Annotated in this window: 21 protein-coding genes and 1 tRNA gene; 8 read left to right on the forward strand and 14 right to left on the reverse strand. The window is 61.8% G+C overall.

Annotated features, from left to right (window positions below):
* The 10 genes from B5G40_RS15480 to B5G40_RS15525 form a co-directional block, all read right to left on the reverse strand.
* The coding region (locus B5G40_RS15480) for a lactate racemase domain-containing protein (protein WP_087400503.1) at nt 1-1,391 on the reverse strand (1,391 nt) is incomplete at its 3' end.
* A gap of 11 nt (nt 1,392-1,402) precedes the next feature.
* Entirely contained in the window at nt 1,403-2,239 is an 837-nt protein-coding gene (locus tag B5G40_RS15485; protein ID WP_087400505.1) for a triose-phosphate isomerase, read from the reverse strand.
* A 12-nt stretch (nt 2,240-2,251) separates the two neighbouring features.
* Nucleotides 2,252-3,400 carry a class II fructose-bisphosphate aldolase gene (locus B5G40_RS15490; RefSeq protein ID WP_087400507.1) on the reverse strand — a complete coding sequence of 383 codons (1,149 nt, stop codon included), beginning with the start codon at nt 3,398-3,400 and terminating at the stop codon, nt 2,252-2,254.
* Between the two features lie 13 nt (nt 3,401-3,413).
* On the reverse strand, nt 3,414-4,556 hold the full coding sequence (gene nagA / locus B5G40_RS15495) for an N-acetylglucosamine-6-phosphate deacetylase (RefSeq protein ID WP_087400509.1): 1,143 nt from the start codon (nt 4,554-4,556) through the stop codon (nt 3,414-3,416).
* A gap of 8 nt (nt 4,557-4,564) precedes the next feature.
* Nucleotides 4,565-5,380, reverse strand: coding sequence for a glucosamine-6-phosphate isomerase (locus tag B5G40_RS15500; RefSeq protein WP_087400511.1), 816 nt, complete (start codon nt 5,378-5,380; stop codon nt 4,565-4,567).
* 34 nt (nt 5,381-5,414) lie between these two features.
* Nucleotides 5,415-6,080, reverse strand: coding sequence for a response regulator transcription factor (locus B5G40_RS15505; protein WP_087400513.1), 666 nt, complete (start codon nt 6,078-6,080; stop codon nt 5,415-5,417).
* Nucleotides 6,049-7,596: a sensor histidine kinase gene (locus tag B5G40_RS15510; RefSeq protein ID WP_087400515.1), complete on the reverse strand. Its 1,548-nt coding sequence runs from the start codon at nt 7,594-7,596 to the stop codon at nt 6,049-6,051. Before B5G40_RS15510 ends, B5G40_RS15505 begins: the two co-directional genes overlap by 32 nt.
* 126 nt (nt 7,597-7,722) lie before the next feature.
* Nucleotides 7,723-8,772, reverse strand: coding sequence for an ABC transporter substrate-binding protein (locus tag B5G40_RS15515; protein ID WP_242959465.1), 1,050 nt, complete (start codon nt 8,770-8,772; stop codon nt 7,723-7,725).
* 70 nt (nt 8,773-8,842) lie between these two features.
* Complete coding sequence (locus B5G40_RS15520; protein WP_087400518.1) at nt 8,843-9,634, reverse strand: ABC transporter ATP-binding protein; 792 nt, start codon at nt 9,632-9,634, stop codon at nt 8,843-8,845.
* Nucleotides 9,610-10,395: an ABC transporter permease gene (locus B5G40_RS15525; protein WP_087400520.1), complete on the reverse strand. Its 786-nt coding sequence runs from the start codon at nt 10,393-10,395 to the stop codon at nt 9,610-9,612. The genes B5G40_RS15520 and B5G40_RS15525 overlap by 25 nt, the downstream gene beginning before the upstream one ends.
* 89 nt (nt 10,396-10,484) lie before the next feature.
* Between B5G40_RS15525 and B5G40_RS17425 the strand changes: the two genes are divergently transcribed.
* The 6 genes from B5G40_RS17425 to B5G40_RS15555 all read left to right on the forward strand — a co-directional run bounded on the left by B5G40_RS17425 (nt 10,485) and on the right by B5G40_RS15555 (nt 19,888).
* On the forward strand, nt 10,485-10,838 hold the full coding sequence (locus tag B5G40_RS17425) for an S-layer homology domain-containing protein (protein ID WP_087400521.1): 354 nt from the start codon (nt 10,485-10,487) through the stop codon (nt 10,836-10,838).
* A 295-nt stretch (nt 10,839-11,133) separates the two neighbouring features.
* A complete protein-coding gene (locus B5G40_RS15535; RefSeq protein ID WP_158099561.1) occupies nt 11,134-15,039 on the forward strand; it encodes an S-layer homology domain-containing protein in 3,906 nt (1,301 codons plus the stop codon).
* 114 nt (nt 15,040-15,153) lie between these two features.
* Nucleotides 15,154-16,497, forward strand: a complete 1,344-nt coding sequence (locus B5G40_RS15540; protein ID WP_087400525.1) for a sigma-54 interaction domain-containing protein — start codon at nt 15,154-15,156, stop codon at nt 16,495-16,497.
* Nucleotides 16,498-16,770: 273 nt separating this feature from the next.
* Nucleotides 16,771-18,165, forward strand: a complete 1,395-nt coding sequence (locus tag B5G40_RS15545; protein ID WP_087389087.1) for a CitMHS family transporter — start codon at nt 16,771-16,773, stop codon at nt 18,163-18,165.
* A gap of 49 nt (nt 18,166-18,214) precedes the next feature.
* Nucleotides 18,215-19,561: an acyclic terpene utilization AtuA family protein gene (locus B5G40_RS15550; protein ID WP_087400526.1), complete on the forward strand. Its 1,347-nt coding sequence runs from the start codon at nt 18,215-18,217 to the stop codon at nt 19,559-19,561.
* Between the two features lie 27 nt (nt 19,562-19,588).
* Nucleotides 19,589-19,888, forward strand: a complete 300-nt coding sequence (locus B5G40_RS15555) for an AtuA-related protein (RefSeq protein WP_087189376.1) — start codon at nt 19,589-19,591, stop codon at nt 19,886-19,888.
* 82 nt (nt 19,889-19,970) lie between these two features.
* Here B5G40_RS15555 and B5G40_RS15560 read toward each other — a convergent pair whose 3' ends face one another.
* From B5G40_RS15560 to selA, 4 genes are all read right to left on the reverse strand, one after another.
* The gene (locus B5G40_RS15560) at nt 19,971-20,246 is read right to left on the reverse strand and encodes a GNAT family N-acetyltransferase (RefSeq protein ID WP_087189375.1); all 276 of its coding nucleotides are present in this window, start codon (nt 20,244-20,246) and stop codon (nt 19,971-19,973) included.
* Between the two features lie 25 nt (nt 20,247-20,271).
* Nucleotides 20,272-20,367: transfer RNA gene (locus B5G40_RS15565), tRNA-Sec, on the reverse strand.
* Between the two features lie 13 nt (nt 20,368-20,380).
* On the reverse strand, nt 20,381-21,916 hold the full coding sequence (gene selB, locus B5G40_RS15570) for a selenocysteine-specific translation elongation factor (protein ID WP_087400528.1): 1,536 nt from the start codon (nt 21,914-21,916) through the stop codon (nt 20,381-20,383).
* The gene (selA, locus tag B5G40_RS15575) at nt 21,913-23,262 is read right to left on the reverse strand and encodes an L-seryl-tRNA(Sec) selenium transferase (protein ID WP_242959466.1); all 1,350 of its coding nucleotides are present in this window, start codon (nt 23,260-23,262) and stop codon (nt 21,913-21,915) included. Before selA ends, selB begins: the two co-directional genes overlap by 4 nt.
* A 204-nt stretch (nt 23,263-23,466) precedes the next feature.
* On the opposite strand from selA, the gene B5G40_RS15580 reads away from it, so the two are divergent.
* Nucleotides 23,467-24,903: a 4Fe-4S dicluster domain-containing protein gene (locus B5G40_RS15580; protein ID WP_087400530.1), complete on the forward strand. Its 1,437-nt coding sequence runs from the start codon at nt 23,467-23,469 to the stop codon at nt 24,901-24,903.
* A 152-nt stretch (nt 24,904-25,055) separates the two neighbouring features.
* Nucleotides 25,056-25,168: AbrB/MazE/SpoVT family DNA-binding domain-containing protein (locus B5G40_RS15585; RefSeq protein ID WP_140399826.1), on the forward strand; the 113-nt coding region annotated here is incomplete at its 3' end.

Raw genomic sequence — 25,168 nt, forward strand, 5'->3', positions numbered from 1 at the left:
GCCAGGATGTTGGGGTTGGGGCCCACAAACTTTTTCTTGGCGTCCTCCAGGGCCTCCTCAAAGGTGGCCCGGGTCTTGAGGCCCATGCCGCGGGCAATGCCGGGCTCCTGAGCGCCCACAATGTAGATGGCGCTGGTGTTCATCTCGGCAATGTGGCCGCAGCTCATCATGGAGAAGCCGTGGAAGGGATGGAAGGCGTTGCAGAAGCGGTACTTGCGGATGTACTCCTGATTGGTGGCGAAGTACTCGCCGTACCGGTCCATATCGGGCAGGATGTTCATATAGTCGTGCTGGAACATCTCATACAGCTCCCGCAGGTAGGGCCACCGCTCGTCGTGGAAGTAGCCGTTGCAGATGGAGGAGCAGATGATAACGCAGTTGTCCTTCATGACCCGCTTGTGGCGGATTACCTGGGCGGAGAGAGCCTGCATCATCTGGATGGGGTTGGTGCCCATGCCGTTGCCGTAGTGGAAGTTCTGGGGCATACCGAACACCATCACGTCGTACTTCTTCTCAGCGAAGGGGACGTAGGTGCGCTTGTTGGCCAGCTTCCAGGACTCAGGCTGCATCACCTTGGCGTAGCCGGAGTAGATGGCGATCTGGCGGGAATAGGTGTCCAGTACGGCGTCGCAGCAGAAGAAGGGATGGCCCATCTTCTCCTCCATGTGCATACCGATCTCGTCGAACTTGGTGCGCATCAGGGAGTGGCCGGACACGGGGGTGAAGTCGTCCCGGTGCATGACCTTGGGCACATGGTGGCTGGCGATGCTCCGCCAGTGGGTGATACCGGTGGCGCAGTGCTTGTAGCCGCCGGAGTAGCCGCCGTAGGGGTTGCCCTGGGTGTGGCCGATGAGGATGGGAATGTCGCACTCAAAGACATACTTGTTCATCAGCACGGGGTCGCCCCGCTTGGTGGCGCCCAGGTCCACCATGTGCTCGTAGTCCTCGGAGTCATGGCTGGTGATCTGGTTGGTCCAGTAGAACTCGTTGAACAACTCCTCGCCCAGGATCTGCTTCATCTCGGACACGGTGGCACGGGGATGCAGGCCGTTGGAGAACATGAACAGAATGTCCTTCTTCTCCACGCCGGCGGCGTACAGCTCGTCCAGGCAGGCCCGGATGGACACCTTCCGGTGGGAGGTGGGCTGGTTGCCGCCCTTCACGATGTCAGGGATAACAAAGACCACGGTCTTGCCGGGGCCGGCCAGCTCCTTCAGAGAAGGCATACCCATGGGGTTGCGGATGGACTCCAGGGTGGCGTTGTACAGGCTGTCCCAGTCCTGGGGCAGGCACGGAGGATCGGGCACGGTGGTGCCGGGGATAAACACATCGGTGTTGTCGGGCAGTTCAGCGCTCATCAGGCCGTGGCCGTATTCAAAATCAAGCTTCATGTGTGCTCTCCTTATTTACCAAGATAGGTCTTGATGATCTCCAGATATTCGTCGGGGTAGAAGCCGATCTCGCCCTGGAACCGGGTCAGGGCAATGAGGCCGCCGTCGATCTCGTCGATGGAGGCCAGCATCTCGGCGTTGTCCACCTTCAGGCCGCCGCCGTACACCACGTCCAGGCCGCCGGTCTGCTCCTTGACAAACTTGGCGATCTTGGTGATATACTCCTTGCCAGCGGGGGTCTTGCCGGGGCCGATGGACCAGATAGGCTCGTAGGCGATGACCACCTTGGAGGTGTCCACACCGTCCAGGCCGATCTTCAGCTGGTCGCCCAGCACCTGCTGCCACTGCTCCTGCTCCTCGCTCTTCTCGCCGATGCAGTAGAGCACACTCAGGCCCTGCTCGATGGCCAGCTTGATCTCCTGGTTCAAGAGGCGGTTGACGGCGGCGGTGTCGGTGACCCCGGCCTCGGCCAGCACGCCCATCTTGTCGTTGCGCTCCTCGCAGTGGCCGATGATGGTGGAGGTACACCCCATGGCCTTCACGATGGAAGCGGGACGGTTGGTGGTGAAGGCGCCGAAGTTGCCGCCCACAGCGGTGTTCATGCGGTAGACGCTCTGGGAGCCCACCTGCACGGGGCTGTTCTCACACTGGGCAGCCACAGCGCCCAGGATGTGGGCCTCGGGGAAGTACTGGACGAACTCCACCTGGTTGGGATCGTAGTGCTTCAGGCCTTCCTGGGTGTGCTCCACGATATACTTGCCCCAGTCAGCCACCGGGGCGATGCGGTTGACGCCACCGAATTCCACGGGCACGTCGAACCGCTTCAGATTCAGATACAGATGCTTCATTCCGGCCACTCCTTACTTCTTGTAGAAGGCGATCATATCCTCCAGAGACTTCTGCTCCACCAGGGGAGCGCGGCCATAGGAGCCGAAGTTGACGATCAGGGAGCCCACAGCCTCCTTCACGCCGGCCTCCACCCGGCTCATCAGCAGGGCCACGTCGTCGTCGGGCACATTGCCGGTGAGGACGGTGTCCATGATGGGCGGGAAGAACACGCGGGGATCGAAGGCGGACTTCTTCTCCTCCAGCAGGGCGTACACGCCGCCGATGGAGGGGCTCTTCTGCAGTTCGGGTTTCTGAGCGAAGAGTTCCTTCATGTTGCGGGTAACCGCCAGACGGATGTCGGTATCCACGTTGATCTTGCGGATGCCGCAGGGAATGGCCTCCATCAGCCGCTCAACCTGGATGCCGTAGGCGTTCTGGATATCGCCGCCCAGGTCGTTGATCTCCTTGACGATGTACTGGGGCACGGTGGAGGAACCGTGGGACACCAGGGCGCAGAAGATGCCCAGCCGGTTGATGCACTCCTTGATGGCGATGGGGATCTCCTTGCGGAGCTTGGCGTCCTTGCCCTTGTTGGCCCCGTGCTGGGTGCCGTAGGAGATGGCCAGGGCGTCCACGCCGGTCTTCTGGATGAACTCCACGGCGTCCAGCGGGTTGGTGTAGGTGGAGGTGGCGGCAAACACGTGGTCCTCCTGGCCGCCCAGCACGCCCAGCTCGCCCTCAACGGACACGCCGCGGGCGTGGGCATACTTGACCACCTCGCGGGTCAGCTCGATGTTCTGCTCCAGGGGCAGAGAGGAGCCGTCGATCATGACGGAGGTGTAACCGCCCTCGATGGCAGCCACGCAGGAGTCAAAGTCCTTGCCGTGGTCCAGGTGGAGCACCACGGGGATGGGGGAGTTCTCGCCGTACTTCTTCACGGCGTTGGCGATGTTGCGGGCGCCCTTCTTCTTGTCCTCCAGGGTGCCGTTGGCAAAGTCCACCCGGCCGCCCATGAAGGCGTTGGCCAGGTCGGCGCCCTGCAGGATGGCGGGGGAGCGGAAGGTCTCGTGCATCTCGATGACGGCCTTGGCCTGGGCCACGGCATTCACGTTAAAAGCGCCCTGGGCGTAGTTGTGCTGCTCAGCGGCTTCCATCAAAGGTCTCAGCGGTACCAAAGGCATAATAAGTTCCTCCTTAATTCTCTCCGGCGTATACGTTGACGCCGGCCACATAGGTTGCAGTTACATTCAGATCTTGGTCCAGAACCACCAGATCGGCGTCCTTGCCGGGGGCGATGGAGCCCTTCCGGTGGTCCATACCGATGAGGCGGGCAGGATTTGCAGTCAGCAGGGGGAGCACCTTTTCCACGCTCTCCCCGGTGAACTTCACCAGGTTTTTCAGGGCCTGACCGGTAGTCAGGGTAGAACCGGCCCGGACGCCGTTGGAGGCCAGCTTGGCGTCGCCGTCCTCCACCACCACGTCGTTGACGCCCAGCTTATAGTGTCCGTCGGGCAGACCGGCGGCCTGGATGGAGTCGGTCACCGCCACTACCCTATCCCAGCCCTTGCAGGCCAGGAGCATCCGGACGGAACCAGGATGGAGGTGACGGCCGTCGCAGATGGCCTCGCAGCACACGGGACGCTCCAGGACCGCACCCATAATGCCGGGACGGTGCTGGTGGAACAGCCCCATAGCGTTGAAGGTGTGGGTGCAGCAGGCGGCTCCCGCGTCAATGGCGGCACAGGAGGTCTCGTAGTCGGCCCCCGAGTGGCCGATGGCCACGGTGGTGTGGCCGGAGATCTCCCGGATCATATCCACCACGCCCTCCACCTCGGGAGAGACGGTGATATACCGGACAGCGCCCTCGGCGGCCTGCTGATACTGCCGGAACAGGGCAGGATCACCCTTCCGCAGCAGATGCTCTGGCATAGCGCCTTTGTAAGCAGAGCAAAGGAAGGGGCCCTCCAGATGGATGCCCATAAGCTGAGCTCCGGTGATGGGAGCCGCCATGGCGGCTTTGGCCTGGTCAATGCACCACAGGGTCTGCTCCGGCGTATCGGTGAGGATGGAACACAACCAGCCGGTGGTGCCGTTCTTGGCGAAGAACCGGCCGATCTTGGCCAGATCCCCGGCGGTGGCGGCATTCACGTCCACGCCGTCGCCGCCGTGGGTGTGCAGGTCCAAAAAGCCGGGGATCAGCAGCTTGCCGCCCAGGTCCACCACCTCATCGGCCTTGCCGGAGAAGCCGGCTACCCGGCCGTCCTGCACCAGCAGGTCGGTGTCCTGGAACTGGCCGTCTACATAGACCTTGCCATTGGTAAAGAGGGTTCGTTTCATAAGGTACCTCAGAAGGGCTGGCCGGCGGCCAGGGAATTGGTGAAGATGATGGCGTCGGGGTGGTTCTGCAGCAGGCTGGCGGGGAAGTGGGCGGTCACCTCGCCGTAAGCGGCCTGGCGGACCACGGAGCGGTGCCACTCCCGGAACACGCCCAGACGGACCTTGCGGGCGCCCAGAATCTGCTTGATGCCGATGGTGACGGCCCGGTGGGGCATGGCATCGATGGCGCCGCAGCGGTCGCCGATGGCGTTGGCGGTGCGGGTCTCAGGGTTGAGGCTGAGAGCGCGGGTGCCCTGAGCGGCAAACTCCTCGGCGGTCATGTCCTCACGGGACTCGTTGAAGGCCAGATGGCCGTTAATGCCGATGCCGCCGAAGGCGATGTCCACGCCGCCCAGCTCCTCGATAAGCCGGTCCACATAGCCGGGGTCGGCAGGGTTCGGGAACACCCGCTGCTCGGCAGGCATCAGCAGCTCCTCGTCGATCTGGCTGTACACGGTGCGCTCCATAAAGCCACGGAAGGACAGGGGGCTCTCCTTCTCAATATAGGTGTCGTCGTCATTGAGATACTCGTCCATGTTGATAAACCAGCAGTTCTTCAGGCTGATCCGGTCCCGGTTCACCAGGCGGACAAAGATGGGATACTGGCCCACAGGACCCACGGGGCAGATAAAGACGGTCTTTTCGCCCTTCTCATTGTGAGCCTTGATGGTGTTGATCATCTCCATGGCGATCTCATAGAACACCTCGCCGGAGTCCCCCAGCTTAACGACGGGAATCTTGGCATCCTTGCCCAGGTCCTGGGCGGAAATGTGATAATAGTCCATGTGGATCTTCCTTTCTATGACGGTATGTCAGTGCTTAAAACAAATGGGTTACGTTCAATTCCCGGATGATATCCACGATCTCCTTGGTACGGGTGCAGCCGAACTTCCGCAGCAGGCTCTTGATCTGGGTCTTGACGGTGACAACTTCTACACACCGCTCCGCGGCGATCTCTTTGATTTTCTTGTCCTCCAGCAGCAGCCGCACCAGATCCCGCTCAGCGGCGGTAAGCTGGGAAACCGTGCTGATAAAGAAGAGCAGGGACCGCTCCGAGGTGCGCAGGCGGGAATACTCCTTGAGCAGCAGGTTCTGGATCTTGCCGTCCAGCATGGCCTGGCCGGCGTAAGCGCTGCGGATATGCTGGAGCAGCTCGGCGTCCTCGCAGCCCTTGACGATATAATCCACCGCCCCCGCGCCCATGGAGGTAAGGATCATGTTGTCAGTCTCGTGGGCGGTGAGGAAAAGGACCTTGGCCTCCGGCTTTTTCTCCAGAATGTGCTCAGTGGCCTGGATACCGGCGGTAGTAGTCTCCATCTCGATATCCATAAGAACGAGATCGAAGTCGGTCTCCAGGGCCAGGGCCTCGATCTCCTTTCCGCTGGCGGCGCTGCCCACCACGGTCATATCTTCCTGTTGGTTGAGGACGTCGCACAGATCCTCCCGGATCAGATCAAAGTCCTCGGCGACCAAAATGCGTATCATGCTTTTTTCCTCCCTGCCTCGGCTGGATAGTACCATAGCGGGGCAGCAGAATGAAGAAGGAAGCTCCTCCCTCCGGCCGGTTCTCCACCCGCAGGGAACCCAGGTGGCTGCGAACAATGGTACGGACATGGTACAGACCCATGCCCCAGTTGAAATTGCTGTTCTTGCTGGAATAGAAAGGCTCAAAGATGTGTTTGAATTCTCCCGTCTTAATACCGGGACCGTGGTCCTTGACCTCCAGAACCGTATACAGCCGCTCCTGGTGGCTCACCAGCTCCACCGGCCTGGTCTCCTCATATCCGATGGTGGCCTCCCAGGCGTTGGTAAGCAGGTTATACAGGGCCTCGCTCAGGTAGTTTTCATCAGCCAGTACCTGGATCTCCCGGTCCATCAGCGCCCTGACCCGGCCATCAGGATATTTTTTGCGGAACCGGTCCAGCGTGATCTCCTCCAGGCGGCCCAAGGTCACCGGAACCAGTCGTACCGACTTGGCTTTGACCGTGCGGTAGAGTTCCTCTGAACGGTCGATCAGCAGCTCGTTGTTGTCGCACAGGCTGTCGGAGTAGCCACGCACCTTATCCAGATCGGGCTCCTCTTTCTGAAGCTCGGCACGGATACGTTTGTAGAGCACCCGGTTGGCCAGCAACTGGTTCTTGATGCTGTGGACAAAGACCGAGGCGCCGGTGCGGGCCACATCGAACTTACGCTCCAGCACCACCTCGTCCCGGTCGGACGCAAAGCTTGTCTGAGTGTAACGCAACATACTGCCCAGACCCAGGATACCGCACACCAGGTTAACCGCCACCAGGACCATATAACCGCCTATGCTGAGGGCGAATTGCAGATAGCCCACACCCTTGATCCAAGTATAGTCGTAGCTGTAGAACCGGTAGATCTGTCCCGGGTCCTGGCCGCAGTATATCACATACAGAGTGGCCAGGGCCACCAGGGAGATGACGATGGGCAGAAACTTCCGCCTGGAGAAGTGCATGGTGGTAGAACAGTATTCCACAACCAGCAGCCCTACCGCCAGCACCACATAGCACATGACCCAGATATAAGAGAACTGGACCAGCACGTCCTTGGCTGCCGCCACCTTCATCACCAGGCTCCGATACACACTGGGGTAATAGAGCACCAGGGAAACAATAGGCAGCACCAGCACCAGCTTCCGGACCAACGGCGCCTTCCGCAGGGCGGAGAGCATGGAATACTGGAAGGCCATCTCCAGCAGGAACAGTGGAAACAGATAGCGGCCCAGAGCCACAATGTAGCCCAGCTGTCCCAGGGTAATAAAGCGGTACTGCACCCAGATGCGAATCTTCTGGTTGAAAAACAGGAAGTTCATGACCTCCTGGGACAGACCGCCCTTCTTGGCAATAAAGACCATCAGCCCCACGAAATAGACCGTAAGGCTCAGGCACAGTCCTACCAGCAGCAGGGACTCCAGATTCTTTTTGACGCACAGCACCAGAATGGAGCCGATGAGCAGCCCCACGGCCAACAACAGAAGCATAGCTTGTCCTCCTCCAGTTGTGGTTTCCGGTGCTATTGTATCCGCTCACTCCGGCTTTGTAAAGAATCTGTTTACGCGGGAAAGGGGCGGCGGCGGTGTTCCGCCGCCGCCCCTCCTGGGGTCACATTAGTAGTTGCCGGCCTCGGTCATCAGATCGAAGTCCACGTAATCCTCGACGGGGCAGACATCCTCTTCGGTGATGGAGCCGCCGTCCAGCAGGTTCTTCTGCTGCAGCTCGTAGTAGCCCTTGACGGTGCCGTCGGCCACGCCGTCCACCACTTCCTTGCCGGTGAGCCAGTCGGCGTCGCCGCGCTGATTGTACATGGTGTCATAGTCCAGAGCGGCCTGAGTGGCGCACCACTGAGCAACCTCTTCGTAGTTGCCGTCAGCAGCGTAATCCATAGCCTTCATCAGAGCGCGGACAAAGCGAACGGCCACGTCGCGGTTCTCTTCCAGGTACTTGGGGGTGGCGATCCAGCTGGCCAGGGACACGGTGGTGTCGGAGAAGGTCATGTTGTCGGCCAGCTTGGTGGTGCCCTCCATGCCCTCCAGGATGGTCAGGCTGTTGGGGGACCAGGTGGCGCAGGCGTCCACGCCGCCGGACATCATGGCGGTCACAATGGAAGGAGCATCCATGTCCATGGCCTGGATGTCATCCATGGTCATGTTGTGAGCAGCCAGAGCGTTGCGCAGGATATCCTCGCTGGAGGTACCGGAGGAGTAGGCCACGGTCTTGCCCTTCAGGTCCTCAACGGTGCTGATGCCAGGGCCGCCGATGAGGGCGTCGCCGTTGGAGATGTGGGACAGAGCAATGATGGTAGCGTTGCCCTGGACGCACAGCTTATGAGCGCCCTGGCCAATGTAACCGAAGTTCACGGAGCCGTTCTCCATGGCGGCGATGATGGTGGGGCCGTCCTCGAACTGGGTCAGGGTGACGTTCAGGCCCTCTTCCTCAAAGAAGCCCTTCTCCTTGGCGGTCATCAGGCTCCACAGGCCGCCGTAGTTGGGCATATAGCCCACATTGATATCAACAGTCTCAACAGTGGGGGTCTCGGAGTTGCCGGCGGGAGTGCCGGTGTTGCCGGAGGGGGTGCTGGTGGTTTCGCCGCCGCCGCAGGCAGCCAGAGCGCCGCCCAGCATGGCCACGGTCAGGAGCATGGCAAGAAACTTCTTCACGTTCATTTCCTCCTATTGATTATTTGGGGTTTTTTCCTCTATTGCAACGGCCTGTGCCGTTCCAACCCGATTACTTGCGGACCTCCAGGTACTCCTGGTAGACCTGGCTCCAGATCTCGTTCTTCAGTTCCAGAAAACGGGGGGACATCTTGGTCTCCTGAGTACGGGGATAGGGGATGTCGATGTTGATAATGGACTTAATGCGGCCGGGCCGTGCGGACATGATAATGACCTTCTGAGCCAGGATAATAGCCTCTTCCACATCGTGGGTGATGAAGAAGCAGGTCTTGCGGTCCTTCTCCCAGGTCTCCAGCAGCTCGGTCTGCAGCTGGGTACGGGTCTGGGCGTCCAGGGCGCCGAAGGGCTCGTCCATCAGCAGCACCTCGGGGTCGGCGGCGTAGGCGCGGGCGATGGCCACGCGCTGCTTCATGCCGCCGGACAGCTCCTTGGGATAGTGGTCGGCAAACTTGGTCAGATCCACCTTCTCCAGGTACTTCATGGCCAGATCCTCGGCCTCTTTGCCCTTGATGCCCTTCATCTCCAGAGCGAACATGACGTTCTTCTTCACGGTGAGCCAGGGGAACAGGGCGTACTGCTGGAAGACCACGCCGCGCTCGGTGCCGGTGCCGGTGACCTTCTTGCCTTTGCAGTAGACAGCGCCGGAAGTGGCCTCGTGGAGGCCGGCGATGATGTTGAGCAGGGTAGACTTACCGCAGCCGGAGGGGCCTACCACGCAGATAAATTCGTTCTCATAGATGTCCAGGTCCACCCCGTTCAGGGCTACCATCTCGCCGTTGCGGGTATTGTATACCTTGCGGACGTTATCGATCTTGACGATCAGATTTCTCTCTTCTCCTGCCATCCCGTCAGCTTCCTTTCCAAGAATTTGATGATTTTTTCAAGAGTAATACCGATGATGCCGATGATGATGACGTAGGCCAGCATGGGGGCCGCGTCAAAGCTGTTGTTCAGAGACCGGATACGCATACCCAGGCCGGCCATAGCGCCGGTGGATTCGGCTGCGATCAGAGTGGTGAGAGCAACGGAAGCACCCAGCCGGACAGCGGTGAGGATGAAGGGCAGGGTGGCGGGGGTAATGACCCGGATAAAGATGTCCCGGTCGGTGGCGCCCAGAACCCGGGCGGCCTTGATGAGGGTCTCATCCACGTTGATAACGCCCTGGTAAATGGTCACACACATGATGAGGAAGCAGGCGATGGTGATCACGATCACCTGAGGCAGCCGGCCCACGCCGGCACAGATCACGATCAGAGGCACATAGGCCAGAGGGGGGATGTTACGGATAAACTGGATCCAGGGCTCCAGGATGTTACGCACCGGCACATACCAGGCCATCAGGATGGCCACAGGCAGGGCGATCACAAAGCCGATGGCATAACCCATTGCCACGGAGATCAAGCTGCTGCTCAAGTCCTGCCAGAACACGCCGCGCTCCACCATGGTCATCAGACCCTGAATGGTCACCACTACATTGGGGAAAGCTCGGGAAGTCTGGGGAATGATGGACATGATGTACCAAACCAGCATGGCCACCGCAAAGGAGATGAGCAGCCAGACTTTTGGCGGGATCCGGCTGGCAAGGGACTTTTTCTTCTGTTCCATTCTCTTCGCTCCTTCTTACGATTGATCCGATGTACGCAAGGTTGAGATAAGCAGCCCCGCACTTAGGATACCATTAGTATAAAAGCTTTTTGGAAAAAGAAAAGTATGAAATTTCATCATCCCTCCCCTTATTTTCCCGCACCATACAGGGCGCGTCCAGTCTGCTCCTCCCCCTGGAGATCCGGGCCAGCTTCTTCCGCGCCGACGATCCCAATAGCGCTGACAGCAAGCGCCTGACCAGCCAGACTCTGTGGCTCAGCTTCCCCGACGGCGGCGCTCTCACCCTGGGCACCATCTCCTCCACCGACGGCGCCATGGAGTGGGCGGTGGGCTCCGGCCTTATCACCGGTACCAGCGGGACCACCCTCTCTCCCGCCGGTTCCGCCACCCGGGCCCAGGCCGCTGTGATTTTGGCCCGCTTCTGCCAGACCCTGGCCCAGTGATCCGTCTCATTTGAACCCACGCCCCCGACTCGGCAGATGCCGAGTCGGGGGCGTGGGTTTTTTCCGCTGTATGCTTCTGTTTCAACTTCCTTTATTCATCAAAATAGCTGTATTTTTTCCACTTCTCCAAAAACTCCCTATACATTTTACCCAATATTTAAAAAAATTTTTTTACATTTCCGTGCAATGAAAAATATTTTCCTCCATGGTATAATATTTCCAACCTTTGACGTCTGTCGGGCGTCAACTGCCGCTCCATGCCATTTGACAAGATGAAATGAAAGGAAGGATCAAAATGAAACACACCTGGAAACGCCTGTTGTCGCTGTTTGTGAGTCTCTGCCTGCTGGCCGGGCTCATGCCGGCGGCGCTGGCCGCCGTACCCACTGCCACAGCCTATATCCGGGACACCAACGGAGTGGACTCCGGCAAAGTGTACGCCATTTACACCAATGAGGACGATGCCGGCGGCAGCAACCGCATCCTCTACCACACCGGCACCGCTAAGACCGACAAGGTCACCGCTTCGGTCTCTGGCGATGAGTTGGCTCTCAACGGTGGCTTTGACGCCTCCCGCCAGCTGTGGACCATCACCGCCGTGGAGGGCGGCTACACCGTCCAGAGCGTAGACAGCGGCTACTATCTGGATCTATCCCAGGCTAGCAATTCCAACTTCGCCACCTCCGCCGAGGCGGTGGTTTTGACCATCAACTTTGACGGGGAGACCGGGCTGTACACCATCGCTTCCGGCGACAGCTACCTCTCCTTCAACCCCTCCGGCAACACCGTCTTCCTCACCGGCAGCACCGGTTACGGTCTGCGCTTCTTCAAGCAGACCGAGGTGGAGCCCGACATGGCCCCCGGTGCCGACTCCGGTACCAGCACCGGCCAGCCCTTTGTGAAGGAGGACACCGACAGCCAGTACTTCCGCATCCCCGCCCTCATTACCCTGGATAACGGCTGGATTGTGGCGGCCTCTGACATTCGCTGGCGTACCTCCGGCGACTCCCCCCAGAACCTGGACACCATCGTCAGCCTCTCCAAGGACGGTGGCGCTACCTGGAATTGGGACGTGGTCAACTATTATGACGACATGGCCGACAACGCGACCGGACAGGCCAGCGCCTCCTTTATTGACCCCTCCATCCTCCAGGCCCAGGACGGCACCGTCCACATGGTGGTGGACGCCTGCCCCTCCTATGTGGGTCTGATGAGCGGCAACCGGATGGGCCGGGAGAGCTCCGGCTTTGACAAGGAGGGCCGCCTGCTGGTGACCCGCGGTACCACCGGCGGGGACGCCTCCACCGCTGTGGCTGATTACACTTATTATGCCGACATCAACAACGCTGAGGCCGGCGTGGAGAAGTCCGTCAACGGCGAGACCATCACCCTCTATCCCATCTGCAAGGCTGAGGACGACAGCCAGAGCGGCGCCTGGGTGGACGCCTGGCTGAACGTATACGTAGAAGAGGACGGCGTTATCACCCCCGACCTGTGCCTCCAGCTGAGCAGCTCCAACGCGGTACAGAGCAACCTGTTCTACCGCAACTCCGCCTGGAAGGCCTACCCTGTGTTCTACATCATGCACCGCTCCGCCACCGTCACCGAGAACGGCCTGGAGTGGAGTGATCCCCAGTTCCTGGACATTAAGCTGGCTGAAAACGAGGCCTTTACCGGCGTGTGCCCCGGCCGCGGCCTGTCCTTCCAGTATGAGGGCAAGGAGCGGCTGGTGTTCCCCCTGTACGACAACGCCACCGGCAACGAGCTGGCCAGCGTCATCTACTCCGACGACGGCGGCCTCACCTGGACCCGGGGTGAGCACAACGACGGCCTGAACGGTGTGGGCAAGACCAGTGAGTCCCAGGTGGTCGCCCTCCCCGACGGCACTCTGCGGATGTACTCCCGCAACACCATTCACTACATCAGCTACGCCGACTCCACCGACGGCGGCGTCACCTGGGGCACCTGCCAGAAGGATATGGACCTGGACAGCCGCAACCCCGGCAACGGCTGCATGGTGTCCTTCATCAACCTGGACGGCATCCTGGTGGGGCCCGATGGAGTCTATGAGAACCTGATCCTGGCCTCCTACCCGGTGGTACAGCGTACCCAGGGCGTGGTGCGCATCGGCTATGTGGACAACTCCAATGTGGTCCACTGGCTCAACGACGACGAGCCCCGCTATCAGGGCGCGGGCAACTTCAGCTACTCCTGCGTGACCCAGCTGCCTGAGCTGGACACCTTCGCCATCCTCTATGAGTACGGCAACGAGACCAACACCATCCAGTACGAGACGCTGGACGTAAACGACCTGCTGGGCGAGGGCTGGTATCTGCTCAGCGACTCCGCCGAGCTGCCCTCCATCTCCCTGGATCAGGACGTGGTGGATCTGAAGGTGGGGGAAACCGCCACCCTTACCGCCACCTATACCCCCGCTGACGGGGAGGTAAGCTGGACCTCCAGCAACCCCAACGCAGTCACCGTAGACGGCGGCGTGGTCACCGCCGTCGCTTCCGGTGCCGCCACCATCACTGCTTCCATTACCTCCATCGGCATCACCCTCCATGCTTCTGCCGATGTGGCGGTCCAGGGAGAGGACGGCGTGGTCCTGCCCAACCGGTATGCTGACGAGGTAGAGACCGTTCCCCACAAAGAAGCCGTTACCTATGATCTGGACACCGACGGCATTGACTCCGGCAGCATTTACGCCATCTTCCACACCGGTAGCGGGCGCATCCTGTATCATCTGAATGGCAATCTCACAGACCAGGTGCAGGGCAAAGCCTCCGATGGACGGCTGCCTTTGAACAGCCTGAATCCCATTGCCCAGCAGTGGACCGTCACCGAGTCCGACGCCGGGTATACCATTCAGAGTGTGGCCGACGACAAGTATCTCAATCTGAACACTGCCACCAATACCGGCAGCAAGGTGCCTGTTACCACTGAGGCCCAGGCAATGACCATCGCTCCCGTGGACGGCTCCGCCGGCTCCTACACCATCAGCCGTGTGGTCAATGACCAGACCCTCTATCTGGCCCATGACTCCAACGGATCCCAGCACTATGTGGACACCGACGCCGTCCCCTTCCAGTTCTACTGCCAGGTGGTGACTCCCGCCTATAACACCTACGCCACCTCCGTCACCGGTCTGGAGGCTCTCATTGCCGACCTGTCCGGACTCAACGAGGCGGACTATACTGCCTCCAGCTGGGCTGCCCTTCAGAGCGCCCTGACTGCTGCTCAGACTGTGGCCAACACGGGCAGCCAGAGCTTTGACACCGAGGACGCCGCCCAGGCCGCTCAGGCGGTCATCGATCAGGCCGCCAAGGACCTGTACGCCGCCAAGCTGGCGCTGGAAGATGCCGGAAGCATTGTTGTCTCCACCTCCTACGCCATCACCGTGGACAAGGCAGACAACGGCACTGTGACCGCCAGCCGCACCCGGGCCCCCAAGGGCCTCACCGTCACCCTGACCGTGAAGCCTGACGAGGGCTACAAGCTGGATACCCTCACCGTTACCGACAAGAACGGCAACGAGATCAAGCTCACCGACAAGGGCGACGGCAAGTACACCTTTACCATGCCCTCTTCCGCCGTCACCGTGGAGGCCTCCTTCACCGAGGACGACACTCCCGTGGAGACCGGCCTGCCCTTCACTGACGTGAAGGCCGACGACTGGTTCTATGGGGCCGTGAAGTACGTCTATGACAACAAGCTGATGGACGGCACTTCCTCCACCACCTTCGCCCCCCTCATGACCACCAACCGGGCCATGGTCGTCACCATCCTGTGGCGGCTGGCCGGTTCCCCGGAGCCTGAGGCCGCCCTGGCCTTCTCCGATGTGACCGCCGACAGTTGGTACACCGACGCCGTGGCCTGGGCCAGCGGGAACGGTATCGTCAAGGGCTACAGCGACACCGTGTTTGCCCCCGACGACACCGTGACCCGTGAGCAGCTGGCCACCATCCTGTACCGCTATGTGCAGCACACCGGCGGCGGGTTCCAGGGCGCCTGGGCCTTCCCCCTGGACTATGCCGATGCCGATCAGGTGTCCGACTGGGCCTACGAAGCGATGTGCTGGTGCACCATGAAGGGCATCATCAACGGCGTGGGCGGCAATACCCTTAATCCTCAAGGTTCCGCCACCCGGGCCGAGGTGGCGCAGATCCTGATGAATTTCTCCGCCGCCGATCTCTCCTGATTACTTCCTTTCCCTTCCGGGGGGGCGCTCCAACTTGGAGCGTCCCCTCTTTTTCTTCCCCCCGATTGACAAACCGGGTATAATCTACAGTAACTAAACCTGGGAGGGACCACCATGGAACTCAATGCCGCCGCCCGAGCCACCTTCGACGCCATGCGGGAGGGCATCACCATCATCGATACCGAGGGCCGGCTGGTTTTCTGTAATCAGGCCTATCTGGAGTTTCTCCGCAAGGAATCGGGGGAACCGTTGGAGTCGGTGGAGGGCAAATACCTGCGGGACCTGCGTCCCGGCGCCCGGCTGCCCGACGTGCTCCAGGCGGGCAAGCCCATCCTCCACATCACCCGTCAGGAGATCAAGGACTTCTACTTCGTCAACCTCTACCCCATCTATGAGGGGGACACCCTGGTGGGGGGGCTCAGCGTAGTCACCTTTCTGGAGGACGCCTACCAGACCAGAGAGGAGCTGGAGGCGGTGGAGGCCCGCAGCCGCCAGGCCCTCCACAGCATCAGCAAGGCCAACGGCGCCCGGTACACCTTTGACGACATCGTGGCGGTGACCCCGGCGGTAGCCCGGGTGAAGGATCTGGCCCAGCGCATTGCCGTCACCGACGCCACCGTGCTGCTGGAGAGCGAGAGCGGCACCGGCAAGGAGCTGTACGCCCAGGCCATCCACAACGCCAGCTCCCGCCGGGACGGGGTCTTTGTAGCCATCAACTGCTCCAACTTCAACGCCAATATGCTGGAATCCGAACTCTTCGGCTACACCGAGGGGGCCTTTACCGGGGCCAAGCGGGGGGGCAAGATGGGCCTCTTCGAGGCGGCCTCCGGCGGCACCCTCTTTCTGGACGAGATCTCCGAGATGGACGTGGGGCTCCAGGCCAAGCTGCTGCGGGTCCTTCAGGAGCACACCATCCGCCCCGTGGGCGGCCTGAAAGAGGTGGCGGTGGACGTGCGGGTCATCGCCGCCTGCAACGCCGACCTGCCCGCCTATGTGGCCGCCGGCAAATTCCGCAAGGACCTGTACTACCGGCTGAGCACCTTCCCCCTCCATATTCCCCCTCTGCGGGAGCGGCCGGGGGACATCCCCGCCCTGGCCCAGGCCATTCTGGAGGATTTCTCCCACAAGCTGCGCCGTCCCTTCCGCCTCACCGAGGATGCCATCGCCCGGCTTCAGGCCCACAGCTGGCCGGGCAACGTGCGGGAACTGCGCAACGTACTGGAGTTCTCCGCCTACCTCACCCCCTCCGGGGTGATCAATCAGGAGGCCCTTCCCAGCGACCTGGTCCACCAGCAGGAGGACGCGGGCCTTACCCTGGCTCAACGGACCCGGGCCTTTGAAAAGCGGGTCATTCTCAACCTGCTGGAGAAAAACGGCACCTCTCTGGAGGGAAAAAAGCGCACTGCCGCCCAGCTGGGCATCTCCCTGGCCAGCCTCTACAATAAGCTCGGCAAGTAGAATTCTAAAATACTGGAATGTTGTTCCAGAATATTAGAATGCGTTGAGCGGTCTCCTCTGAACGTCCCTTCTCTCTCCGCCATCCCCTCCTGATTTCCAGAATATTAGAATTCCCATCTCCCTTCCTCTGGCGCAGCAAAGCAAGAAAGGCACTGTGCCGCAAGGGCTTCCCCCTTTTTTCGCCTTTATTCCGCATTTGGCACATATCTTGCTTTATCCAGAGGCAACGGCGGTCGGAGAGAGGGCCGTCGAAATCAAGAGGAGGTATCGTTCATGTCACCTTTAGCAATCCTGGGATTCCTGACGGTTGTGATCATGCTGGTGCTCATCATGACCAAGAAGGCATCCCCCCTGGTGGCCCTGATTGTGGTTCCTGTGGTCACCGGCATCATCGCCTGTTTCTTTATGGCCGTGGTTCCCGAGGGTGCCCCGGAGGGCACACAGGGCGTCGTTGACTTTGTGGCCAACTTCAAGTCCCTGGGCGGTATGATCACCGGCTCCAAGGGCATCGGCTCGGTGGCCGCCACCGGCGTTATGTTCATCTTCTCCATCCTGTTCTTCGGCATTCTCACCGATGCCGGCACCTTCCGTCCCATCATCAAGGGCATCCTGAACCTGGTGGGCACCGATCCCATCAAGATCGGCATCGGCACCGCTGTGCTGGCCGCCATCGTGCACCTGGACGGCTCCGGCGCCGTCACCTTCCTGATCTGCGTGCCCGCCCTGCTCCCCCTGTATGACGCGCTGGGGATGCGCCGCACCACCCTGGCCACCATCGTGGCCCTGTCCGCCGGCACCATGAACATCCTGCCCTGGGGCGGCCCCACCATCCGCGCCCACACCGCCCTGGCCACCATGGAGGGCACCGAGGCCACCGTCACCGAGTTCTTTATGCCTGTCCTGCCCGCTGTGCTGGCCGGTATGGTGTGTGTGCTGCTCATCGCCGCCTTCCTGGGCAGCCGCGAAAAGAAGCGCATCGGCGCCGTGGCTCTCCAGGCTGTGGGTCATACCGAGCAGGAGCTCACCGACGAGCAGAAGGCCCTGCTGCGGCCCCACCTGTTCTGGGTGAACATCGTCCTCATCATCGCTGCCATCATCTCCCTGCTGTTCTCCGGCTTTGCTCCCGCTGTGGTGTTCATGGTGTTCTACGTGCTGGCCACCGTCATCAACTACCCCCGCGTGAAGGACTCCAAGGCCCGTGTGGACGCCCACGCCAAGGAAGCCCTCATGATGTGCTCCGTGCTCTTTGCCGCCGGCTGCTTTACCGGCATCATGCAGGGCACCGGCATGATCTCCGAGATGTCCACCGCCCTGGTGGCTATCATCCCCGACTCCATGGGTCAGTTCTTCCCCCTCATCATCGGCATCATCGCCATGCCCGCTTCCCTGCTCTTTGACCCCGACTCCTTCTACTATGGCGTGCTGCCCGTACTGGCCACCACCGCTCAGGGCTTCGGCATTGTGGGCGCCGATGTGGGCCGCGCTGCCATTCTGGGCCAGATGACCGTGGGCTTCCCCATCTCCCCCCTCACCGCCTCCACCTTCCTGCTGGTGGGTCTGTCCGGCGTAGATCTGGGCGAGCATCAGAAGAAGACCATTCCCCTGGCCTGGCTGGTCTCCCTGGTGATGGTGGCTGTGGCCTTCATCACTGGCGCCATCGCCATCTAATCCATTCCCTTCACCTATCCACCTTTTTGGTCAGAAAGGAAGTCATTGTATGAAAAGCATCCGCATCGGCAGCGGCGCCGGCTATGCCGGCGACCGCCTGGAGCCCTCCCTGGAGCTCATCGAGAAGGGCAATCTGGACTACATCAGCTACGAGTGTCTGGCCGAGCGCACCATCGCTATCGGCCAGCAGGCCAAGCTGAAGGACCCCGCCAAGGGCTACAACGGCCTGCTGGAGCACCGCATGGAGAAGGCCCTTCCCCTGTGCTGGCAGCACAAGGTGAAGCTCATCACCAACATGGGTTCCGCCAACCCCCAGGCCGCTGCTCAGAAGTGCGTGGAGATCGCCCGCAAGCACGGCCTTACGGGCATGAAGATCGCCTGCGTCACCGGCGACGACCTGTTGCCCGTCATCGACAAGTACATGGATACCGAGGTATGGGAGAACCACAAGCCCCTGAAGGAGCTGGGCGGCGAGATCGTGTCCGCCAACGCCTACATGGGCGTGGAAGGTATCCTGAAGGCCCTGGATATGGGCGCCGACGTGGTCATCACTGGCCGTGTGGCCGACCCCGCCATCTTCATGGCCCCCATGATCCACGAGTTCGGCTGGTCCCTGGAGGACTGGGACAAGCTGGGCAAGGGCACCATCATGGGCCACCTGCTGGAGTGCGGCGGCCAGGTCACCGGCGGCTACTTCGCCGAGCCCGGCAAGAAGGACGTGCCCGGCGTCGGCCACCTGGGCTTCCCCATCATTGAGGTGTCCGAGGACGGCTCCTTCTTCGTCACCAAGGTGCCTGAGGCCGGCGGTATGGTCACCGTGGAGACCTGCTCCGAGCAGATCTGCTACGAGATCCACGATCCTGAGAACTATCTGACCCCCGACGTGGTGGCCGACTGCAAGCAGATCAAGTTTACCGAGATCGGCAAGGATATGGTGAAGGTGGAGGGCATCACCGGCAAGCCCCGCACCGAGACCTTCAAGTGCTCCATCGGCTATAAGGACTGCTTCATCGGCGACGGCGAGATCAGCTACGGCGGCCCCGGCTGCGTGGCCCGGGGCAAGCTGGCCCTGGACATCCTGAAGGAGCGGCTGGAGCTGGTGGCCCCCAACGTGTTCGAGGAGCTGAAGTTCGACCTCATCGGCTGCAACAGCCTGTACTGGAACCCCGACTACCAGTACAACCAGGAGCCCAGCGAGGTGCGGGTGCGGGTGGCCGGCCGTGCCAAGACCAAGGCTGAGGCCGACCTCATCGGCAACGAGGTGGAGGCTCTCTATACCAATGGCCCCGCCGGCGGCTGCGGCGCCGTCAAGCGCACCCGGGACATCGTTTCCGTGGCCTCCATTTTGGTGAGCCGCTACGACGTCAAGCCCGAGGCCGAGATCTTCACCGTCTGATACTGGGACAGAAAGGAAGCATTTGCTATGAAACTCTGGGATATTGCACACTCCCGTACCGGCGACAAGGGCAACATCTCCAACATCTCCCTCATCGCCTACGACCCCAAGGACTACGACCTGCTCAAGGAGAAGGTCACCCCTGAGAAGGTGAAGGAGCACTTCAAGGGCATGGTCAAGGGCGAGGTGGTTCGCTATGAGCTGCCCAACATCCACGCCCTCAACTTTGTGATGTACGCCGCTCTGGGCGGCGGCGTCACCCGCTCCCTGTCCGTGGATATGCACGGCAAGGGCCTGTCCTCCTACCTGCTGGACATGGAGATCTGATCTCTCCCTGTTTCTCCCTATTTTCCCTCATAAAAAGCGCTGGGCGCGGCCGTTTGGCCGCGCCCAGCGCTTTCTTGCTTCGTTATTCCGCCAGCAGGTCCCGCTGGTCCGGGTGGCTCTCAAACCACTTGACGGCATAGGAGCAGGTAGCCACCGCCTTCATATCCCGGCCACGGATCTGGTCCGCGGCCCCCTGCACCAGCTGGCCCGCCACCCCCTGGCCCCGAAGGGAGCCGTCCACAAAGGTGTGGTTGATATTCGCCACGCCGGGCCGCTCCTCCGGGAAGGTGATCTCGGCGATCAGCTTTCCCTCCTCATTCTCGGCCCACAGCCGGCCGGGCTTACTCTGAAATTCCATGGGGCTTCCTCCTTTATTTTAAAAATGGCGAGGGCGGGTGCGAATCGAACACACCAGGACGGGAACGCCGTCCCCAACGGTTTTGAAGACCGCGGGGCTCACCAGATACCCTTCCGCCCCCATATGGCGGGGAGTTACAGAAATCTCCGCCCCTCCCCGATTTTTTGGGTGATTCTCACCCGGTCCCAGTATTCCAGCAGCAGCAGGGCATACTTGCGGGAGATCCCCAGCATATCCCTGGCCTGGGCCAGGGTAAACATTCCTGTGTCGAACCGGGCCTTCATCCTGTTTTGCGCCTCCAGGCAGCTCTCTCCCCAGGCCCGCACCTTGGGGGACAGCGGGGTCAGCACCCCCCGGTCGGCCAGGGCTCTGCCTGCCCGGCGGCAGGCCGTCTCCTGTCCGGGGAAGTCCCGCTCCACCTCCTCGTTGGCGGGGGGCTCCAGTCCAGCAGCCCGGTAGATCTCACATAGTTTCTTCTCCAGCTCCGGGCCGGTTTCCGGCGCCGGGGGCGGCGGCGCTTCTTTGGCCGGGGCTGTAGAGCGGGGCGGCTTCTTCCCCGCCGCCAGGGCGGCCAGCCGGGTCAGCCGGGCCGGGTCCATCCGCCCTTTGGCGGGGGGCTCCAGGTCCAGGATCACGCCGCCCCCCACGGTGACCACCGGGGAGAAGAAGCGTACCACGAACCGGTCCCCCCGCAGAGCCGCCAGGGGCTGGTCCAGCCGCAGCTGGGCAAAGCCCGCCTCCCCCGGCTCCAGCCTGTCCCGGCCCAGCAGGATACACCGGCACATCAGCGCCCGCCCGCCGTGGTGGAGGTGGAGGGTGGAATTGTTTTTGACGGCATAGGGGGCCTGAGGCAGCACCTTCAGGGCCATATCCAGCCGCTGGGTGATAGTAAGCCCCTCCGCCGGGGCCAGGGTGTCCCCACGGGACACCTCCCCACGGTCCACCCCCGCCAGATTCACCGCCGCCCGGCTGCCGGGGGCCAGCTCCTCCTGGTCGGTACCGTGGCTCTGGAGACCCCGCACCCGGGCAATTTTATCCCCCGGCCACAGGCGCACCCTGTCCCCCCGGCGAAGGGAACCGCCGGTGAGGGTGCCGGTGACCACTGTGCCGCTGCCCGCCACCGAAAAGACCCGGTCCACATGGAGGCGATAGTCTCCTCGGTCCGACCGCTCCGGCGTCTTTTGGACCAGCTCAGCCAGGGCTCTCTTCAGTTCATCCAACCCCTCCCCTGTCACCACCGAGGTGGGGATGATGGGGGCATTCTCCAGGAAGGTGCCCTTTACCAGAGCGCGTACCTGCTCCTCCGCCCCCGGCTTGACGCCCAGGTCGGCCCGGGTGAGGGCGATCACGCCCCCTTTCAGGCCCAGCAGGGACAGGATGGCCAGATGCTCCCGGGTCTGGAGCATGGGGCCCTGGTCAGCGGCTACAGCCAGCACCACCAGGTCCATACCGGCACAGCCGGACAGCATGGTGGGCACAAATTTCTCATGGCCGGGCACATCCACAATGCTCACCATCTCCCCGCCCGGCAGGGTCAGGGGGGCAAAGCCCAGCTCGATGGTGAGGCCCCGGCGGCGTTCCTCCGCCAGCCGGTCGGTGTCCACCCCGGTGAGGGCCTTCACCAGGGCGGTCTTGCCGTGGTCCACATGGCCCGCGGTGCCCAGGATCATGGCCGTTCTCCTTTCCACGCCCCCAGGGCATCCCGGATGATGTCCTCCTCCCCCGGCAGCAGGGTACGCACGTCCAGCAGCAGTTTCCCTTTATGGATCCGGCCCAGAATGGGGGTGGACCACCCCCGGAGGAAGACCTCCAGTTCCTCCGCCGGGTCCAGCGCTGCCGCCCAGGAGGGCAGTTTCTCCCCAGGCAGGGTGCCGCCCCCCGCCTCCCCGGCGGTCTCCACCGCCTCACAGGGGCAGAAGGGCGTAAGCAGAGCGGCCAATCTCTCAGCCTTTTGCCGCAAGTCCCGGGGCCGGGTCTCCAGCATGGCCCGGGTAGGGACGGACACCCCGTCCCGCCAGTCCAATAGAGTGGCCTCCAGAGCCGCCAGGGACAGCTTGTCCAGCCGCAGGGCACGGGCCAGCGGGTCGGTTTTCAGCCGTCTGACGGCCTCCTCCTTGCCCACCAGGATACCCGCCTGGGGTCCGCCCAACAGCTTGTCCCCGGAGAAGCACACCACGTCGGCAGCCGCCGCCCACTTCTCCACCGTAGGGTAGTCCTGAGGCCAGGGGCCGGGGCCCAACGCTCCGCTGCCCAAATCGCACAGCAGGGGGACCTGGTAGCGGGCCGCCAGGGCGGCCAGCTCCTCCACCTCCACGCTCTGGGTGAAGCCCACCACCTTGAAGTTGCTGGGGTGGACCTTCAGCAGGGCCTGGGCCTCCCCGCTCTCCAACACCCGCTGGTAGTCGGACAGACGGGTCTTGTTGGTGGCACCCACCTCCACCAGCTTGGCGCCGCTGCGGGCCATCACGTCGGGCACCCGGAAGGAGCCGCCGATCTCCACCAGCTCTCCCCGGGAGATGGCCACTCCCATGCCGGGGGTCAGGGCGGACAGCACGAGCAGCACCGCCGCGGCGTTATTGTTCACCGCAAAGGCCTCCTCCGCCCCGGTGAGCTCCTTTAGCAGCTCCTCTACCCGGCCGGTGCGGCTGCCCCGCTTGCCTGCGGTCAGGTCGTACTCTAGGTTGGAGTAGCCCTCCGCCGCCTGGGCCACCGCCTCCGCCGCCCTTCGGCTGAGCGGGGCCCGGCCCAGATTGGTGTGGAGGGCAACGCCGGTGGCGTTGACCACCCGGCGCAGGCCGGGCCGGGCCAGTTCTTCTGCCGCCTGCCGGGCCCGCTGGGCCAGGATGTGCAGTTCGGGCACCTGGGTTTCCCCCGCCCGGATGGCCTGGCGCAGCTGGTCCAGCACCCGGTTGGCCCCCGCCTTCTGGGCGGAGCGGGGCAGGCCGCTGTCCACCAGGGCCGGACTGGCCAGCAATGCGTCCATCCGGGGCAATACTGACAGGTCTGATTTGCCCACAACGTCACCTCCCTACCATGACATTTGTTTGCAGTATACCACAGTTTTCCCCGTTCAGGCATATAAACTTTTTGGTTTTCAGAAACAGGGGCAAAAATATGTGTAAGACAAGGGAACATTCTAATTGACAGGTTACTTACCCTGCGGTTATCATGCTGTTAGTGAAATTGGAAGAGGAATGATGATTGGAAGGAGTGTTGACCAATGCGCGTATTTGAAACCAGCGTACAGGAACTTAAGCATGAGGTGCTGCGTTCCGTGGCCCGGCTGGCCTGGAACGACGATCTCCAGACCGGTATTCTGGATATTCCCGAGGAGATCATCCCCGGTCCCGAGGCCAAAATGCGCTGTTGTATTTATAAGGAGCGGGCCATCATCTCTCAGCGTGTGAAGATGGCCATGGGTGGCGACAAGACCAACCCCAACCTGGTGGAGGTGCTGGATATCGCCTGCGACGAGTGCCCCGTCACCGAGATCACCGTGGGCCCCTCCTGCCGTGGCTGTATCGCCACCCGCTGTATCCATACCTGCCCCAAGGACGCCATCACCATTGTGGACCACAAGGCCCAGATCGACCACAAGAAGTGCATCACCTGCGGCAAGTGTATCAACGCCTGCCCCTACGGCGCCATTGAAAAAAAGACCCGCCCCTGTGAGCGGGGCTGCAAGGCGGGCGCCATCTCCATGGGCGAGGACAAGAAGGCCTTTATCGATCCCGCCAAGTGCACCTCCTGCGGCGCCTGTATCTATCAGTGCCCCTTCGGCGCCATTATGGACAAGTCCTTTATCGTGGACGCCATTCAGATGCTCCAGGGCGCAGAGAAGTGGGGCTTCAACGTTTACGCCGCTGTGGCGCCCTCCATCGCCGGTCAGTTCGCCCCCGCCGACCTGGGCCAGGTGGTTACCGGCCTGAAGATGCTGGGCTTCCACGACGTGGTGGAGGTGGCCCTGGGCGCCGACATGACCGCCAAGACCGAGGCCGGTGAGCTGGAGGAGAAGGGAATGCTGGCCTCCTCCTGCTGCCCCGCCTTTGTGGACTATGTGGAAAAGAACTTCCCCGACCAGGACCACCTGATCTCTGAGACCCCCTCTCCCATGATCATGGCCGGCCGGTATATCAAGCGGAAGGACCCCTCCGCCAAGGTCATCTTCATCGGGCCCTGCGTGGCCAAGAAGATGGAGGTCAAGCTGGGCAAGACCATGCGGGCTGTGGACAGCGCCCTCACCTTCGAGGAGCTGTACGCCATGTTTGAGTCCCGGGACATTGACGTGTCCAAGCTGGAGTACACCGAGCTGGACCAGGCCAGCGGCTTTGGCCGTTCCTTTGCCCACAGCGGCGGCGTGTCCGCCGCCGTGGCCCAGGCCCTCAAGGAGCGGAACAGCTCCTTCCAGGCCAAGCCCCTGCCCTGCAGCGGCTTTGAGGCCTGCAAGCTGGCCTTCCTGAAGGCCGCCAAGGGCATCGGCGATTTCAACTTCATCGAGGGCATGGCCTGCGAGGGCGGCTGTGTCCAGGGCCCCGCCCAGCTGATCCGCTCTCCCAAGAACCAGGGCGACGTAGACCGTCACGCCAAGCAGGCCGAGGGCCGCACCATCGAGGGCGCTGTGGCCGAGGCAGAAAAGCAGCCAGAATCTCAGGATTGATCCTCTTTCAGTCTTATCAAACCGTCAGGCAGGAAAACCTGTCTGACGGTTTTTTCTATGGATTCCAAATGAAACCATCCTCCGACCTGCATAGGCAAAAGAAACCTGCGGATACTAAGAGGCGTAACCACAACCGCAGGAGGAGAATCGACATGAAAGCGACTGGTATCGTGCGCCGGATCGACGATCTGGGGCGCATCGTGATCCCCAAGGAGATCCGCCGCACCATGCGGATCCGGGAGGGCGACCCCCTGGAGATCTACAC

Origin of the sequence: Flavonifractor sp. An9 (assembly GCF_002161245.1) — a bacterium.
In the GTDB taxonomy this organism is placed as follows: Bacteria; Bacillota; Clostridia; order Oscillospirales; family Oscillospiraceae; genus Flavonifractor; species Flavonifractor avicola.